The organism is Cellulosimicrobium sp. G4 BAM 1002 (genome assembly GCF_057126935.1).
This window is the reverse complement of sequence record NZ_CP182109.1, coordinates 4,022,265-4,038,588: the sequence shown is the minus strand read 5'-3', so window position 1 is coordinate 4,038,588 and position 16,324 is coordinate 4,022,265. Positions and strand designations below refer to the sequence as shown.

Sequence of the window (16,324 nt, the reverse complement as noted above, 5' to 3'; positions counted from 1 at the left end):
ACTCGGGGTGTGTCATCCACGGACGAGTTCGCCGACGTGCGGCGGGATCCTGACCCGATCCGCCGGGGCCGTCGCGCGACCGAGTTGCTCGCTCTGTACCAGCAGCGGTCGACGGAACTCGCTCGGCTGCGCCGCGAAGCCCTTGAGGAGGCCCATCGGGATCTCGGGCTGCCGTACAGCCAGATCGCCACCTCACTGGGGATCACGAAGGGGCGTGTTACTCAGATCCGGTCGACCGCGCCTGCTGCTGCACGCGCCCTGTTCGGCGTCGGGCCCGTCACGATCGTGACCCCCTACCGCTACCAGGTGACTGACCGTGAGCGACCGCTCCTTGCCGCTGAGGATGTGGCCGCAGCCGAGGCAGCGAAGCAGCTTCTCGAGTTCTTCGACTTCGTGACGCGCTCTGCGCAGATCGGGCCGGACGACGCCGAACTTCCGAGTGGCGACCTGTTCATCATCTGCGGCCCGAAGTCGTCGCCTGCCGTCACGAGCCTCGTTGACACCGACCCCCGCCTCACGATCGCGAACGACGACGAAGGTTGGTTCGTCGAGGACCGCCAGACGCAGGCACGCCACCGCTCACCCAGCGACACAGCAGGCGAGAGTGCCGATGTCGCCTACGTCGCGCGTCGTGGCGACGGGGACCGGACCATCACTCACGTCGCTGGGCTTCATGCGATCGGCTCTCTAGGAGCGGTCGAGTACCTGACCGCCAACGCCACCGAGCTCTACAGCATCACCGCCGGCAATGACTTCTCGCTCGTGGTCGCGAGCAGCTACGACGGACTCGCGATCACCAGCGCCGCAGCGGTCGGCGACCCACTGCGGTGGGACTGCTGATGCGGATCGCGACAGCGATGCTCCCCGATGCCAGTTCGTCACAAGACCGCATCTTCACGACCCAGAACGCCGTTATCGTCCTCGATGGAGCCTCGGCCTTCTTGCCGGTCGAGGTGTCCCCGTCCACCTATGTCGACACACTCGGACGGTTCCTGGTCGAGGGCCTCGCGACTGATCCTCGGATCCCACTTACTGACCTCCTCGCACGGGCGATTGAAGGAACCACCTTGGTCCTCGACCTCCGTCCCGGCACCTCGCCGTCGAGCACCGTTGCCATCGCGCGCGAGGACATGGACGGCTTCGACCTCCTAGTCCTAGGTGACAGCCAGATCGCGACGCCCCACGGCATCTACGTCGACGACCGAATCGCTCGCTTCGCTCAGCCGCAGCGAGCGGAGTATCGAGAGCGCCTCGCAGCCGGGCACGGCTACGACGAGACCCACCGCGAACTGCTGAAGGCGCTACAGGCTGAGCAAGTGCGGCACCGGAACATCGATCAGGGCTACTGGATCGCAGAAGTCGTACCGACCGCAGCGCATCGTGCTCTCGCGGTGCGTTTAGACATCGACGCCACGCCCTGGCTGGTTCTCGCTACTGATGGCGCCTATCGGCCGATGAAGAACCTCGACCTCGACCACTGGGCTTGTGTCGCGGCCAAGGACAGCGTCGCGCTCGGCAGGCTCTTGAAGGATCTTGACCGGTGGGAGAGACGCGAGGACCCGGATGGCTTAGCGCTTCCCCGCGCGAAGCGCCACGACGATAAGGCCATCGCCGCCGTCCGAAGCTAGCCCGGCCGAGATGGCCCATTACCCGGCGCCGCTTTGGTGGCGTAGACCCAAGGCACACCGGTGGCAGACGATCACACCGGTATCCGCGCTACGCCGATACGGTCGACTCATCGCCCGTGTCCGGGCCCGGGTTTGATGTGAGCGGTGAGTCTCGCGAGACTTTCGGATTGGCATCCGACCAACTCAAAGGTCACGCTCCCCAACTCGCGGTACGCTCCACTGATGGGCTACATCCGAAGTTTCAATCACGCGGTGGAGCCGCAGCTGTTCTCTCCAACCGCTCCGCGGGACTTACGTCTACTGCTCGACCTGTCGGGCCCACCGCTAGGCGGTGACCAGCGAGTCGTGGACTTCCTGCACGAGGTAACAAAGCACGCTTTCGTGATTCGCCTCCTGTACGTAGGACCTTCCGCCACAAGCAGCGTCGGACGTGTGGATTACGGTTCCGGCGCCAAGTTGGCCGGTCACGAGTTGGTTGAGGTCGCACAAGTGCAAACGGATGGTCCGGTGCGTGACCGCGAATACTGGGCAACATGGAGTGTAGCGAGCGGCCATCACTCTGCGCGCGTTGATCACGCCCTTCTCGTCGACGCCCCGGCTCGCGAGTTCTTGCATGCGGAACGCGCTATTACGAAGCCTGGCACGCAGGACGAGTTCCTAAACGCGATACTGACGGTGGGCGTCGCGCGTGCGACTCAAAGTGATTTGCTCGTTACATCGCAAGAAGTGCTCCTAGATGACGACAGCATGGTGACAGAGGGCGTTGCTGTTGGAGACGCGGAGTTCGCGCTCGTGATGACGACCCTTCACCTGCGCAGTCGTGGCATATTCCCAATTTACACCGGCACGGGTGCGGCTGAACTCAGCAGAGACCTCTTTTTTCATGCTGCCAGCTTCGCTGTGATTTCGGCCGGTCACGCGCTATGGGCCGCGACACTGAAGAATGAGAAAGACGGCGCGCCCGATCGTCTCACTTATTTGGCTCAGGCGGTGATGAGCAGGGTCTCCCGGAGCTTGCAGGCCCGCGATGGCATATTGACAGCACTCCTTGGAGGTGGTCGCAGTGGCGGGCAAGCGGATGTGGCGCTCTATTCTTTCGACACCAGCCTGCTATTCCTTAGCGGCGCATTCGATGCGTGCGCAGCGCTGACCGATGAGTATTTGGCACTCAGTTCCAAACCGATGAGCATCGGGTGGGCTCGGGAGCCGTGGCTCGTCCGGGTGGGAACGCGCGCGCAACGAATCGCAGCGCTACTGAAGCCTGACTCCGAAGCCGCCATGCTAATCCAGATTCTGGGCGCGCTAAGGAATACGGTTCACGGCGAAGGAATAGATTTTGCTCAATACCGTTCCAGCGTCGATGGCGATGTGGAGCTTCTTCGTCTGCCGCCTCGAACTGGTGAGACCTTCCGGAATGCGATGCGCGTTGTGGATCCTATGGGATTCGTGCACATTCGCGAACCTATCCCGGGTCGCGTGTATGTTGAACCGATCTCGACGGTCCGAGTTCTGTACCCAAAGCTCCTTGGCCTCCTAAATGTCTTGGTCGAGGAGGTCGCCCGCATCGCACGGCCAACGGTCCAAGGTCCAGACTCTGATGCGCATCCATCGACGAATGCGACTGGGGGAAATGTCATCTTCACCGAGGCGAGCGCGTACTCAATAAAGAGCCAACTTTGGGTTTAGTTTCGCGGTTCCGGGCGGGCCGTACGTTGTCAACCCGTGCGGAGTCGTTCGAGTTCCATCTTGCGTTCGGCGGGGAGGTCGATGCCGACGTAGCCGGCCGGAGCCGGTGTGCGCGGGAGCTTGCGGAAGCGTTCGGGGGGCGTCGTAGTAGTAGGCGCGCTGTACGTGTGAGCGTTCTTGCCAACATTGGCGCCAGGTGCCGTCTTGGACCTCGTCGCGCGAGAGCGGGGCGATGCCCGAGTGCCTGTAGTGCGTGATGTACCAGGCCATGTAGGCGTCTAGGTGGGCGCGCGCGTCGTCGAGATACGCGAACGTGCCGGGTTAGTTCGGCCGGTACTTCATCGTCCGGAACTCGAAGTCGAGAGCGGGTTGTCGTTGGAGACACGGGGCCGGTTGTGCTTCTGGGTGATGCCCAGCGGCGCGAGCAGGTCGGCCAGTGCCGCTGAGGGCATTGCCGACCCGGAGTCGGCGTGCACTACCCGTGGCAGTCCTTGCGGCGATCGCGTCCTTGAACACCTCCACGGCCAGGTGTTCGGCGTCGCGGTCCTCGATCCGGTGGCCGACGAGCTCGTCGGAGAAGATGTCGATGATCAACTAGGGCATGTCTCCTTAGTCACTGAGTTCAGTCTTCGTCGGCCACCCAGTAGCACGCAGAACGCGAGCGGCTAACGATCACGACGCCGCTGTCGAAGGTGTAGTCGGTCGCGGGCGCCCACGTGGATGGGTAGGCGGCAAGGAGGTAATCGGCGTTCGTCGCATATCGCGTCTCGACGCTGCCGCACGACCGGATGAACTCTCGCGCGAGCCGCCGGGCCTGGTGTTCGGGCATGAGCTCGTCTTGATAGGCCAGGCCGATATACAGGATGCGTGCGAGAACCTGCTCGGCGCGATCAGCATCTACCTCGATCCAGTCCTCGCCCAACGGCCTCAGCCCGGCCGCCAGCGCGACCTCATCGAAGTCGTGTCGCGGCACGGGGTCGTAGACGAGCCAAACCTGCTCCGCAGGGCGGTCGCGCATCTGCTGTGCGATGTTCTCGTCCATCGGGCCCCACCTTAGGTGCGAACCTCGCGTCCCAACGTCACAGGACCGGGTCCGTCCGACACGCGATTCGTGCGCTCACTGCGCCGCCTCGTCAATAAGAAGACACGTCTTGGTGGTTCTTGATGCGGCAGAATCTCGGCTGTGATCAGGGTTGGTTTCACGCGCAGCGTTGAGGACGACTACGAGGTGATCGTGCTGCTGGACGTGGAGTCGGGAGACACGATCGAGTTTCAACGCTCGCTTGCCCACGGCCCGCAAGACGTGAGGCTGGGCACGGATACCTACGCGATCGTGCGTGGTGGTGCAGCCGTGCACTACGGCGGCCTTGTTCGGTTCGACGTGCAGGGCGATGTCCTTGTGCTCGAACTGGACCCTGAGGCGGCCGGAGCGCTCGAGCTGCCCAGCCTGGTCGAGCTCGCCTTGGACGGAGCAGCAGCCGAGATCATCGAGCAGCACCTGCCTCGGATCGTGGCGCCGACTCGTTAATCACGGTGTGCTCGACGCCCAGAGCAGGATCGCTGCGAGAACGGCGCCGCCTCGGTAGACGAGCGCGTGCTTGTCGTAGCGGGTCGCGAGTGCTCGCCATTGCTTGATGCGGTTGAAGAACCGCTCGACTGTGTTGCGGCCCCGGTAGGTGACGGGGTCGTAGGTCACGGGCCGTCCGCCTTGTGCCCCACGCCGGCGCCGATGCGCCCGCTGATCGCGAGGCTCGGGGATGACCGCGACGATCCCACGCCGACGCAGCTCGGTGCGGATCGCGCGCGAGGAGTACGCCTTGTCGCCCAACACGGCATCGGGGGTGGTGCGCGGGCGTCCGGCTCCTGATCGAGGGACTCGGATCGCGTCCAGCAGCGGCAGGCACATCGGGGCGTCACCGCCCTGGCCTGGTCCCACGAGCACCGCGAGCGGTCGCCCGTTGCCGTCGACCGCGGCATGGATCTTCGTGGACAGCCCGCCCCGGGACCGGCCGAGCGCGTGGTCAGCCGGCTCCCGCCGTTTCGGATTCTTGTGATTCGCCGGTGCCCCCTGTGATCCGGGGCAAGGTCGCGGCGTGCTGGTGCGCCCGGTTGATCGTGGAGTCCACGCTCACCCGCCAGTCGATACCGCCGCTCGCGTCCGCACGAACCTGCAAGGCCGTCAGAATCTTGTCCCACGTCCCGTCCCGGGAGAACCGCGCGTGGCGCTTCCACGCGGTCTGCCACGGGCCGAACCGCTCGGGAAGATCACGCCACGCGACCCCGGTCCGATACCGGTAAACGATCCCCTCCACGACCTGACGATGATCACGCCACGGACGCGACCGCCCCGACACCCGCGGCATCAACAGGCTGATCGCCGTCCACTGCTCGTCTGACAACTCCCGACCGCGGTTCACGACTGCACCCTGCAACATCTCGGCGGTGAGACTTAGGAGACGCGCCCTAGGCCTAGAACGCCACGCCATGCCACGGTGAGCAAAGGCCGGGGATGTCCCATCGTCACGTTGCCCCGGTGCGGTGGCCTCCAGTACGGGCACACTGTACCCGAGCACGACCCGCCGGATCTCCGCCGCCGTTAACCCCGCACTGATCGACACCAGACAACTCCACACCCTCGCAAACTGACTCACGACCAGGCTTGCGGAGAGGGGACCAGCCTTCCCGGTGCCGCACTTTGATGCGATGAGCCGCTCGTCGCGGGCCGTGCGACCGTCTACGGTGCACCTGCCGCCGAGAGTTCAATGTCGTGGAGCACACGGCGCATTTCGGCTGGCACCTCGTCCTCAGCTAACTCACTTGCCAGTCGCTCCGCAGAGACGGTTGAAAATGAGCGGGCTTGCAGGGTTCCGTTAAGCCCACTGAGAACCGCTTTAGGCGGGCATACGCTCAACCGCCATTCAGAATCCTGCCATCTTTCGTCGAATTCCGTTTTGAAGTCGTTGGTGACGTCAATCTGGTGGCGTCGAGCCGATACCTCCACGCGCAATCGCTCGCTCAGCATTCGTGAGAACACCGCGGTCCCCATGCCGGCCAAAATGCTCGCGAGCGACTCCCGCACATAATCGACAGGCGCGCCGCTCAGGCGAGCAATCGCGTCCACATTAATCAGATAGCTCTCCAGTTCCTTTTTGCGCCAAACGTGTGCGTGTACACCGATAGCAGAGAAGCGGCTCTCAATCGACGCGACCGCATCGTCTGAACGGTAATCTCGATCAAGAAGGACGTGGCAGTCAACGGAGTTCTCAAGGAAATCGTCCACAATCCACTTAAAGGGCGCGACGTGCTCGTTGTTGGAGAACCCGTTTAGCTGAACGACGCTAACCCCGTCTTCGTTTGCAATGTGGAAGGCGCCGAGCGTGCGACTAATCTTGCTCAGGACCCTCATATCCTTTCCTTCCACCATCAGCAGAGTGCGTGTTCGAATTGTGCGGGCAAGCTTAAGGTTGAACTGGCTGCCGAGAGTGTTCGTCAATTGGTCAAGCAGTGCTTCATCGCGTAGAGCATTCGCGTGCCTGCGTGACCTATCGATCCATACGACGCTCGCCTTGGGTGTCTCCGCAACGATCTCCGCCGAGTGCGTCGCGACGATCGTTTGCTGTCCCGTCGCTTCGAGCAGCCTCACCAGGCGTCGCTGCAAGTCTGCATGCAAGTAGACGTCTGGCTCGTCTAGCACGATGACACTCTCGTCGCGTAGGCGGTACAGGTGGAAGAGGATTTGAAGCCAAACCTGGATTCCATCGCCCGCCCAGATCGCCTCTTTGGGAACTCGACTGCCAGATTCGGCGATGTACAGATCGAGCTCACGGCCATCATCTGCTTCGTGCCATGTCAATTCGTCGATAGTCACGCCGGGAAGCCAAGGCCCGGCGAATGCGATGAACTGATCCCACTCGCCATCTCGCTTCAGTAAGTGCAATTGATTGCGGAAGTGGCGACTGCTCAGCCGGGTTGTGACATTACCGCGCACGTACCGCTCAGTAAGAACGGGCTCGACATGATCCATCGGAGTAAGAATTGGGACGATGCCCAGGCGCGGGAACTCGGAACGGCTCGCCGCGATGCTCGCCGGTTGGTCGCCACCTGGCCTGCGCAAGATGAACGTTCCAGTGGCAGCGTCGTCGTCAGGGTCCCCTTCGGGCCAAATGACAATCAACTGATTGCCGCTCTTCCACGTTAGTTCTAGGCGGGCCTCGGCCGCACGGAACTCATGCCGAAGGCTCTCCCTGAGTGAAGCGAAGTCACTCAGGGAGACGGGGTACGAGTTGTAAGTCCTGCCTCGATGCATTGTCCGGGCAGATGCTCGTCGAGCATGAGCAACCCGCAGCAATGCGTCCGCCAATCGGAGGGCGGTGAGAATTGTCGATTTCCCGGCGTTGTTTGGTCCGACGAGGCAAGCTGAAGTGCTGGGAAAGTTGACGGTAAAGTCACGAAACGAACGGTAGTTGACGAGGCGGAGTTTTGAGATCAATCAACACGCTCCCGCTATTGAGTCCAGTGCCCATAAAGGGTGCACCTTCATTGGTGTCATGTTCAGTGAGAACCGCGGTTGTCGACTCGGCGCGCGGATCCGCGTTGAGCACGGACGCATCCTGTCACATCGGGCATGCGCGAGGGCGGCGAACTGCTCAATTCACCCCCTACGGGCACCGAGGCTGGCCTATGGTCGCTGTCTTGACTCAGGAGCGTCTTGCCGGATGATCCGTCTTACGACCTGCTTGACCTCTGCCGTTCCGACGACGCCCGCGAACATCGTCGAGCCAAGGCCCGCCATCGCGGCAGGTATCAAGCACGTCCTGATTCACGACTGCCACGCAGATCCCGAGACACTACACACTCCGGTGCGGGGCGCCTCGTGAGAACTTTCCCTACTGACTCAAGGCGCGGCTCCGCCGCGCTGGCCGCCTGCCGGGCGGGGCCCCGCGCTCCGCTCGCTGCGCTCGCTTCGCGCACCCCACCGTCCGGCGGCCCGCACGGCGAAGGCGGCCTCGGAGTCATTCCGAGACCGCCCACCGTCGCCCAGGCGCGCGTCACCTCCAGTAACGAGGATCCCGCCACCAGTACCCGTCGAGATCGCCGACCATCCGAACGTCGGAATCGCGAACTAGCCGCCGCAGCTCTCGCGCGGCGCCCGACGGCGTTCGACGTATGAGGAACTCGATGGTGTCGCGTGTCTCGGCAAGAGGTCTGTGGTAGCCGCAGCACTCCCAGATGCCGCAACTGGTCACGGACGGTTCGTCCACACCATCGGCGCCTATCCAGACCGACAACGCGACGAGGAGCGATCCGCGCATCAGTCCTGCCTGACGCTCGTATTGGAGCACCGCAGCCCGGGCCGACCCTGACAGGCTGCCACCGCCGACTTTGGGCCTTCGAAGCGGCATCGTCGGCCGCGCTAGCAGCTGCACCTCTGAGCGCAACTGTGAAGGACGCTTACGAGGCATATCCCTTCGGGAAGACGTGCATGGCGCGATCGTAGGGGCGCGGTGCAAGGTGCGTCTATCCGTTGCCGACCGGCCCCGTACCGACAGCCGAGCATCCGGCCGGCTCCGGTCCGCGTCAAGGGCGCCTGCGGCGTCGCTGCGCGATGGCCTGCCGCCACCCTTGACCCGGATCTCCGCCGACCTCCTGTGCTCCGCTATCGGTTCGGCGCCTCCGAGTGTCCCCACCGCGGTGCGCTGCCCGAGTCCACCGGTATGCCTCCGTTTTGACCGCCGCAACGGTGCCGCCGACCACAACCCGGTACGAGGGGCGTCCATGCGACGGTGCAGGTCAGAGGCGAGTTCCGGCATTGTCGGCCGAGGGCATGGAAGCCAGCCATCCAAGCCCACCGCTACCGCCACCCGAAGGGCCCCACCTGCAGCATGCTGCGGTTGGGGCCCTTCGTCGTGCTCCCGTCGCGGGCCCGTTCCCAGGTCGAACCTCCTCCGACATGCGCGTGCTGCTCGCCGGGGTCGGCGATGACTTCTCGGTTGCCGCGCGGTCTGCTGGGTGACTGTCGATCCAGGAGGGCAGATGAAGCTGTTGCTCACGTCCGCGGGGGTCAGGAACCCGACCATCGAGGCGGCGCTCGTCGGGCTGCTGGGCCGGCCGATCACCGACTGCACCGCGCTCTGCATCCCCACCGCGCTGTACGGGCACCCGTGGGTAGGTCCGGGGGCGAACGCCCGGGACTTCATCACCGGGGAGTCGGACCACATGACGGGCCTCGGCTGGAAGTCGGTGGGAGTCCTCGAGCTGACGGCGCTGCCGAGCATCCCCGCCGACCGGTGGGTGCCGCTCGTCCGGTCGACGGACGTTCTGCTGGCCGCAGGTGGGGACGCGCTGTACCTGGCCTACTGGATGCGCCGGTCCGGCCTGGCCGATCTCCTGCCGACGTTGGCGGAGTCGGTGTACGTGGGGATGAGCGGCGGGAGCATGGCGATGACGCCGCGGATCGGGCGGGAGTTCGTCGGGTGGACGCCGCCCGACGGCGAGGAGGCGGCTCCCCTTGGGCTCGTCGACTTCTCGATCTTCCCGCACCTCGGCCACCCCGAGCTCCCGGACAACACGGCTGCTGCAGCGGAAGGATGGGCGTCGTCCCTGGGCGGGCCGTCCTACGCGATCGACGACGAGACCGCCCTCGTGGTCGACGGTGGCGTCGAGGTCGTGTCCGAGGGCGCCTGGCGTCGACTGGCGTGAGCAGCCCCGACGTGTCGAGGGCAGTGCCCCGGGCGATCGTCTCCGGCGCTGGCGGCGGGCGAAACGGGCGGACGGTGCCTTCAGAGCGCGACTACGCGTCGTCGTCCGACTCCGCGGTGCGTACCGGCGCGCCGTCGGGGCCGAGCGGCTCCACGAGCGTGAGGTCCTCCGCCTCCGGGTCGACCCAGCGCTGGTAGCCCGGTCCCGTCTGCGCGGTCTCGAACCGCACCGCGACGCGTCCGTCGTCGCCGACGCGCACGACCCACCCGCGCCCGTCGGCCGCGGTCGCGACGTCCAGGCCGGGTGCGACGACGGCGGCCCTCGCCCGGACAGGTCCCGTCACCGGTGGCGTGGGCGAGGCCACGACGTCGCCCGGTGCCGCGGTCGGCTCCGGCTCCTTTACACCGAGCGGCAGCATCAGCTGTGCGTGCTCGGACAGCGCGTGGAACGCGACCCCGAGCAGGCGGACCGGCTCGGTGACGTCGGCGAGGCGGAGCGCACGGTGCGCGGCGTCGCGGAGCGCGCCCTCGTCGGCCGTGGGGCGGGACAGCGTCACCGAGCGGGTGAGGGTCGTGAACGACGCGAGGCGCACCTTGACCACGACCGTGCGCGCCGCGACGGCGTGCCGCTCGAGACGGGCCAGCGCGGCGTCGACCACGGGGTCGAGCGCCGCGGCGACCGCGGCGCGGCCGTGCAGGTCGGTGTCGAAGGTGTGCTCGGCACCGGCGGACTTGCGCTCGCGCACCGTCGTCACGGGCCGGTCGTCCCAGCCGCGCGCGATCCGGTACAGGTTGGTGCCGCCTGCCTCACCGGCGACCAAGAGCAACGTGTCGAGCGGCTGGCGGCGCAGGTCGGCGACCGTGCGCACACCGAGCTCGTCCAGGCGCGCGGCCGAGACCGGGCCGACGCCCGTCAGCGCCCGCACGGGCAGGTCGAGCAGGAACGCGTCCTCGTCGTCGGCGCCGACGACGCGCACCCCGCCCGGCTTCGCGGCCTCCGAGGCGAGCTTCGCGACGAGCTTGGACCGGCCGAGCCCGATCGAGACCGGCAGCCCGCTCAGCTCGCGCGCCCGCTCGCGGATTCCCGTCGCGAGCGCCTCCAGATCGGTGTCCGGCCCGACGGCACCGGCGACGTCCGCGAACGCCTCGTCGATGCTCACCTGCTCGACGAGGTCGGTGACCTCGCGCAGCGCGGTCATGATCCGGGCGGAGTAGGCCGCGTACGCGGCGAACCGTGGCACCACGACGACGGTCGACGGCGGGCACAGCCGCCGCGCCTGCTCCATCGGCATCGCGGAGCGCGCGCCGTACTGCCGCGCCTCGTACGACGCCGTCGCCACGACGCTGCGCGGGCCGACGCCTCCGACGAGCACCGGACGGCCGCGCAGCGACGGGCGCTGATGCTGCTCGACCGCCGCGAAGAACGCGTCCGCGTCGAGGTGCGCGACCGTCGGGCGCGCGCGGAGCACCGGGGCGTGGGGCGCGCGGTCGAGGCTCACCGCCCCACTCTGCCTCCCGCGACCCACACCACGGCGCCCGCGAGGGGCAGGGCAGTTTCGTTCGGACCCTGGCGTAAACACAGGCGAGCCAGGTAAGTTGCAGGAGACCGAACAAATCCCGGGATCCCCAGCCCGGGCCGAAGAGCAACGAGGCCTTCATGACCGATCGATCGACACCCAGCGCGGCCCCCTCCGGCCGCTCGCTCGCCAGGACCTCGCCCGCATCGACTGCCCGCTCGCGCGCGGTCGCGACCACCGCCGTCGTCGGAGCGCTCGCCCTGACCGCGGCCACCTTTGCGTCGCCCGCCATGGCGGCGCCCCAGCCCACGGCGAAGCCGGCGGCGTCCGTCGCCGGGCCGTCGGACATCAACGGGTTCCGCAGCGTCGGCTACGTCATGGCCGACTCGCGCGTGACCCGCGACTTCCACGTGGTCGACCTCCTGCGTACCGGCGCGATCGAGGACCTCACCCACATCAACTACGCCTTCGGGAACGTGACGACCGACCTCGTGTGCGACATCGCCGACGTCCCGGGCGAGGGCGACCCCCTCAACGACTTCGTCGCGGAGGTCTCGGCCAAGGACTCCGTCGACGGCAAGGCGGACAAGCCCGGCCAGGCGCTCGCGGGCAACTTCAACCAGCTCAAGAAGCTCAAGGCGGTCAGCCCCGAGACGAAGATCCTCATCTCGCTCGGTGGCTGGACCTGGTCGGACAACTTCTCCGAGGCGGCCTCCACCCCCGAGGGCCGCACGGCGCTCGTCGACTCGTGCCTCGACCTCTACATCGACGGCGTCCTGCCGGTCGTCGACGGCAAGGGCGGCCCGGGCGCCGCGGCCGGCATCTTCGACGGCATCGACATCGACTGGGAGTGGCCGGTCACCGGCGGCGAGACGGCGAACGCCCGCCCCGAGGACAAGGAGAACTTCCTGCTCCTCATGGAGGAGTTCCGGGCCGAGCTCGACGCGCGCGGGACGGCGAACGGTGAGGACTACCTCCTGACGGCGTTCGCGCCCGCGGGTGGCTGGAACGCCGGTCAGGGCGGCTGGCTCGACCCGCGCCTGTTCGCGGTCGTCGACTTCCTCAACGTCCAGGGCTATGACTTCCACGGCGGCTGGGTGCCGAACCAGACGGGTCACCAGGGCAACCTGCACCCGGACGGCACGCAGAACTGGGGGCTCGGGCTCGACGGCGCGCTCGGCATGTACGTGAACGCGGGCGCGGACCCGAGCCAGGTCAACGCTGGGCTCGCCGCCTACGGGCACGGCTGGTACGGCGTCGAGGACGGCACGCAGGGCTGGCAGCCCGCCGCGGGCTACGTCGGCACCAAGACCTACGCGCAGCTGCGGTCGTTCGACGGCGAGCGGTACTTCGACCCGGAGATCGGCGCGAGCTGGCTCTACGACGGCGACGAGTGGTGGAGCTACGACGACCCCGCGTCCGTGACGGCCAAGGCCGAGTTCGTCGCGACCCAGGGCTACGGCGGCGCGATGTGGTGGGACCTCTCGGGCGACTACCGCAACGAGCTGGGCGACGCGCTCGGCTCGACGCTGCGCGCGGCGACTCCCGGCCCGGGCGTGGCCGACGAGTGCGCGGTGCCCTGGTACGGCACCGGCGTCTACACCGGTGGCGAGGTCGTCTCGCACGAGGGCTCGGAGTACGCGGCCCAGTGGTGGACCCGCAACCAGGAGCCGGGCGCGAGCAACGCGTGGAAGAAGATCGGTCCCTGCGGCACGGCGCCCGCGGTCGAGGTCGCGGACTGCGCCCCGGCGTGGTCGCGCGAGGCCGTCTACACCGGCGGGCAGACCGTCTCCCGCGCCGGGGTCAACTACACGGCCCAGTGGTGGACGAAGGGCGAGCTGCCCGGGTCCGCGACGTGGGGCTCGTGGGACCCGGTGGGTCTGTGCGCGTGAGCTGACGGCGTACGACGACGGCGGGCCCGGTCTCAGGACCGGGCCCGCCGTCGTGCGTCGGAGGAGTGCGGCGTCCTCTCAGCGCGCGGTGCGCACGTCGCGTCGCAGGTAGTTCCACGCCAGGACGCAGCACACGATGCCGTTGACGAGCCCGACGACGACGTCCGCCAGGCCGTGGGCCCCGCGGTAGAGCCGGGACAGCCCCACCCCGAGCGGCACGAGGCAGCAAAGCACGGTCACCACGGCGCGGAGCGCCGGGTTCGGGATCCGCTGCGCGATCAGGGCGAGCGTCAGGTAGAACGCGGCCGAGGCACCGGTGTGCCCCGACGGGAAGCTCGACGTCGGCGGGGACTCGTCGAGGCGCGAGACGTCGGGGCGCTCGCGGCCCACGACGATCGACGACGTGAGGAAGATCAGCGCCTGCAGCGCGACGGCGATCGCGGGCACGATCGCGAACCACCACTGCCGGGTGCGCCACCAGACGAGCGCGATCGTGAGCAGCGTGCCGCCGATGATGAACTCGGTGGTCCCGATGAGCGAGAGCACGTCGGTCACGGCGTCCCAGAACGGCGTGCGGCGTTCCTCGAACCACCGGTTGAGCCCGACCTCGCCCGGGAGGTCGCCGAGCGGGCCGGTGATCAGGAAGCCGGTCGCGACGATGAGGACCCACAGCACGGCGCCGGGGAGGAAGGCCCGCAGCCCGACGTCGCGCAGCACCTCCTTCGCGGTCGGCCGGGTCGTGTCGAGCTCGTAGCGGTGCACGAAGGGGTGCATCAGACCTCGTTCCTGGGAGCGGCACCGGGGGTGCCGGGGGAGCGGGTGGTCGTCCACCCGTGGTAGCCGACGGCGGACGCGCCCGCGACGGCGCCGCCGAAGAGGAGCCCGCCGACGACGTCGGAGGGGTAGTGCGCGCCGAGGAGCACCCGGTCCGCGGCGGTGACGAGGGCGAGCGCCGTCGCGCCGGCGACCACCGCGGCGCGGCCGCGCCGGCCGAGCAGCGGCCACACGAGCACGGTGAGGCTCACCCCGACGGCAGCCGCGTTCATCGCGTGCCCGGAGGGAAAGCTGCTGCCGGGCACCGTCGTCACGGCGTCCTCGACGACCGGCCGCGCGCGGTCGACGAGCTCCTTCGCGCCGAGGCCGAGGACCCACGCGCCCCAGATCGTCCCCGCGGCCCACGCCGCGCGCGTGCCGAGCCCGTGCCGTCGCCACGCCCAGAGGCACACGCCCATGGCCGCGAGGTTCATCCACCGCGCCGCGAGCACCTCCTGGCCGACGAGCAGCGTGCGCTCGAACGCCGGGCGCGCGCCCGTGAACCGGGTCGCGGCGGCGACGACCTCGCGGTCGGCGTCGACGACGAGGCCCGACTCGGCCCGCACCAGCCAGGCGAGCACCAGCACCGGGACGGACGCGGCCACCCCGCACACCGCGGCGCGCGCGAGGGCGCGTCGTCGGGTCCGGTGGGCTGGCACCCCCGGACAGTAGCGGGGTGCGACGCCCCACGCCCGAGGAGGGGGCGCCGTCGTGCACCGGTGGCTACGTCCCGGCCGGGAGGAGCCTCCTCGCGCTGGAGCTCAGCGGGGAAGGGCGGCCACAGCCTCGATCTCCACGAGCGCACCCGGGCGCCCGATCCCCACGCGCAGGACGGTCACCGCCGCCGGGTGCGGACCCCACACCTCACCGACGACGGCGAAGCCCTCCATGAGGTCGGCATCCGGTGCGAGGTAGATGGCGAGGCGGGCGACGTCCTGCGGCCCGGCGCCGGCCTCCTCGAGCACGGCGAGGACGTTGCGCAGCGCCTGCGCGGTCTGGGCAGCGATGCCGCCCTCGACGATCTCGCCGCTGGCGTCGGTCCCGTTCTGGCCACCGACGTAGAGCGTGCGACCGGTCTCGACGATCGTGCCCTGCGAGAACGCGGGGTTCGTGTGCAGCCCGGGCGGGTTGAGGTGCGTGACGGTCGGCGTGGTCATGGTCGTCCCTCCTGCGGTCGGGTCGGATCCGGCGAGCCGGTGTCGACGACGCTACGCCGACCCGCCGACACCGTGAGTGCTGGGTATGTGTCGTGCTCGGGCGCCTGAGACGACAGATGGCCAGCACTCAACGGGTGCCGGGTCGGCGTCTGATGTGTAGGAAGGAGGGGTGAAGCAGTCAGCAGGGCTCCTGCTCTACCGCGTGCGCGACGGCGTCGTCGAGGTGCTGCTCGGGCACATGGGCGGGCCGTTGTGGGCACGCAAGGACGCGGGTGGGTGGACGATCCCGAAGGGGGAGGTCGAGCCCGGCGAGGACGGGCTCGTCGCCGCGCTGCGCGAGTTCGAGGAGGAGCTCGGCGTGCCGGCGCCGCAGACCGACGTGCCGGACCTCGACCTGGGGACCGTCCGGCAGCGTGCCGGCAAGCTCGTGTCGGCGTGGGCGCGGGAGGCGGAGCTCGACGTCGCGACGATCTCGAGCAACACGTTCGCCCTGGAGTGGCCGCCGCGCTCGGGTCGCATGCAGGAGTTCCCCGAGCTCGACCGGGCCGGATGGTTCCCGCTCGCCCGGGCGCGGGGCCTCGTCGTCGCGGGGCAGGTGCCCCTGCTCGACCGCCTCGAGGACGCGCTGGGTCAGCCGAGCAGGTAGGGGGCCGCGGCGAACCCCGCGAGCAGCCCGACGGCCACGACGGCGACGGCCGACAGGTGCGATCGGCGCGCCCGTGCGGTCGCGCGGCGGGCGGTGTGGCCCAGTGTCTCGGTGACGGTGGTCATGACGGTCCTCTCGTCGTGGACGTTTTCCAGGAGGAGAGACCGCGCTCGGCGCGATCCATGACGCGGTTTCCGCATACCGTGACGCGATCTGCGTCACAGCACGGCGTCAGAACCGCGCCGGCCCTGGTGCATCATCGTGCACCAGGGCTCGGTGGCTCGCTC

Annotated in this window: 16 protein-coding genes and 1 pseudogene; 7 read left to right on the top strand and 10 right to left on the bottom strand. The window is 68.0% G+C overall.

Annotation, left to right across the window (positions count from 1 at the left end; translation table 11 throughout):
• The first annotated feature begins 9 nt into the window (after window positions 1-9).
• The 3 genes from ACMXGY_RS17975 (at window position 10) to ACMXGY_RS17965 (ending at window position 3,314) form a co-directional block, all read left to right on the top strand.
• Complete coding sequence (locus tag ACMXGY_RS17975; protein WP_483774331.1) at window positions 10-840, top strand: hypothetical protein; 831 nt, start codon at window positions 10-12, stop codon at window positions 838-840.
• The gene (locus ACMXGY_RS17970; protein ID WP_483774330.1) at window positions 840-1,628 is read left to right on the top strand and encodes a hypothetical protein; all 789 of its coding nucleotides are present in this window, start codon (window positions 840-842) and stop codon (window positions 1,626-1,628) included. Before ACMXGY_RS17975 ends, ACMXGY_RS17970 begins: the two co-directional genes overlap by 1 nt.
• A gap of 222 nt (window positions 1,629-1,850) precedes the next feature.
• Window positions 1,851-3,314: a hypothetical protein gene (locus ACMXGY_RS17965; protein WP_483774329.1), complete on the top strand. Its 1,464-nt coding sequence runs from the start codon at window positions 1,851-1,853 to the stop codon at window positions 3,312-3,314.
• Between the two features lie 321 nt (window positions 3,315-3,635).
• Here the strand turns inward: ACMXGY_RS17965 and ACMXGY_RS17960 are convergent, their stop codons facing one another.
• Both ACMXGY_RS17960 and ACMXGY_RS17955 read right to left on the bottom strand, forming a co-directional pair.
• Complete coding sequence (locus ACMXGY_RS17960; RefSeq protein ID WP_483774328.1) at window positions 3,636-3,908, bottom strand: hypothetical protein; 273 nt, start codon at window positions 3,906-3,908, stop codon at window positions 3,636-3,638.
• Window positions 3,909-3,936: 28 nt separating this feature from the next.
• Window positions 3,937-4,356 carry a hypothetical protein gene (locus ACMXGY_RS17955; RefSeq protein ID WP_483774327.1) on the bottom strand — a complete coding sequence of 140 codons (420 nt, stop codon included), beginning with the start codon at window positions 4,354-4,356 and terminating at the stop codon, window positions 3,937-3,939.
• Window positions 4,357-4,497: 141 nt separating this feature from the next.
• On the opposite strand from ACMXGY_RS17955, the gene ACMXGY_RS17950 reads away from it, so the two are divergent.
• Entirely contained in the window at window positions 4,498-4,842 is a 345-nt protein-coding gene (locus ACMXGY_RS17950) for an Imm10 family immunity protein (RefSeq protein ID WP_483774326.1), read from the top strand.
• On the opposite strand, the gene ACMXGY_RS17945 is transcribed toward ACMXGY_RS17950, so the two are convergent.
• The 3 genes and pseudogenes from ACMXGY_RS17945 to ACMXGY_RS17935 form a co-directional block, all read right to left on the bottom strand.
• Window positions 4,843-5,731, bottom strand: a protein-coding gene (locus ACMXGY_RS17945) for an IS5 family transposase (RefSeq protein ID WP_483774325.1) whose coding sequence is annotated in 2 segments (ribosomal slippage) — window positions 4,843-5,382 and window positions 5,384-5,731 — 888 coding nt in all. Because the reading frame shifts where the segments join, the coding sequence is not laid out codon by codon here.
• Between the two features lie 317 nt (window positions 5,732-6,048).
• Window positions 6,049-7,338, bottom strand: coding sequence for an AAA family ATPase (locus ACMXGY_RS17940; protein ID WP_483776898.1), 1,290 nt, complete (start codon window positions 7,336-7,338; stop codon window positions 6,049-6,051).
• Window positions 7,339-7,680: 342 nt separating this feature from the next.
• Window positions 7,681-7,803, bottom strand: a pseudogene (locus tag ACMXGY_RS17935) (AAA family ATPase); the annotation flags it as partial.
• A 1,544-nt stretch (window positions 7,804-9,347) separates the two neighbouring features.
• On the opposite strand from ACMXGY_RS17935, the gene ACMXGY_RS17930 reads away from it, so the two are divergent.
• Window positions 9,348-10,013, top strand: a complete 666-nt coding sequence (locus tag ACMXGY_RS17930) for a Type 1 glutamine amidotransferase-like domain-containing protein (RefSeq protein ID WP_483774324.1) — start codon at window positions 9,348-9,350, stop codon at window positions 10,011-10,013.
• Window positions 10,014-10,104: 91 nt separating this feature from the next.
• On the opposite strand, the gene ACMXGY_RS17925 is transcribed toward ACMXGY_RS17930, so the two are convergent.
• Window positions 10,105-11,511 (bottom strand): DNA polymerase IV, encoded by a 1,407-nt coding sequence (locus ACMXGY_RS17925; protein WP_483774323.1) that lies wholly within the window; start codon window positions 11,509-11,511, stop codon window positions 10,105-10,107.
• A 158-nt stretch (window positions 11,512-11,669) separates the two neighbouring features.
• On the opposite strand from ACMXGY_RS17925, the gene ACMXGY_RS17920 reads away from it, so the two are divergent.
• Window positions 11,670-13,421 (top strand): glycosyl hydrolase family 18 protein, encoded by a 1,752-nt coding sequence (locus tag ACMXGY_RS17920; RefSeq protein WP_483774322.1) that lies wholly within the window; start codon window positions 11,670-11,672, stop codon window positions 13,419-13,421.
• Window positions 13,422-13,499: 78 nt separating this feature from the next.
• Here the strand turns inward: ACMXGY_RS17920 and ACMXGY_RS17915 are convergent, their stop codons facing one another.
• The 3 genes from ACMXGY_RS17915 to ACMXGY_RS17905 form a co-directional block, all read right to left on the bottom strand.
• Window positions 13,500-14,195: a phosphatase PAP2 family protein gene (locus ACMXGY_RS17915; RefSeq protein WP_483774321.1), complete on the bottom strand. Its 696-nt coding sequence runs from the start codon at window positions 14,193-14,195 to the stop codon at window positions 13,500-13,502.
• Window positions 14,195-14,893, bottom strand: a complete 699-nt coding sequence (locus ACMXGY_RS17910) for a phosphatase PAP2 family protein (RefSeq protein WP_483774320.1) — start codon at window positions 14,891-14,893, stop codon at window positions 14,195-14,197. The genes ACMXGY_RS17915 and ACMXGY_RS17910 overlap by 1 nt, the downstream gene beginning before the upstream one ends.
• A 102-nt stretch (window positions 14,894-14,995) precedes the next feature.
• Window positions 14,996-15,391, bottom strand: a complete 396-nt coding sequence (locus ACMXGY_RS17905; protein ID WP_483774319.1) for a RidA family protein — start codon at window positions 15,389-15,391, stop codon at window positions 14,996-14,998.
• Window positions 15,392-15,560: 169 nt separating this feature from the next.
• On the opposite strand from ACMXGY_RS17905, the gene ACMXGY_RS17900 reads away from it, so the two are divergent.
• On the top strand, window positions 15,561-16,037 hold the full coding sequence (locus ACMXGY_RS17900; RefSeq protein ID WP_483774318.1) for an NUDIX hydrolase: 477 nt from the start codon (window positions 15,561-15,563) through the stop codon (window positions 16,035-16,037).
• Here ACMXGY_RS17900 and ACMXGY_RS17895 read toward each other — a convergent pair.
• The gene (locus ACMXGY_RS17895) at window positions 16,022-16,162 is read right to left on the bottom strand and encodes a hypothetical protein (protein WP_483774317.1); all 141 of its coding nucleotides are present in this window, start codon (window positions 16,160-16,162) and stop codon (window positions 16,022-16,024) included. The two genes, ACMXGY_RS17900 and ACMXGY_RS17895, sit on opposite strands and share 16 nt — an antisense overlap.
• Window positions 16,163-16,324: the final 162 nt, after the last annotated feature.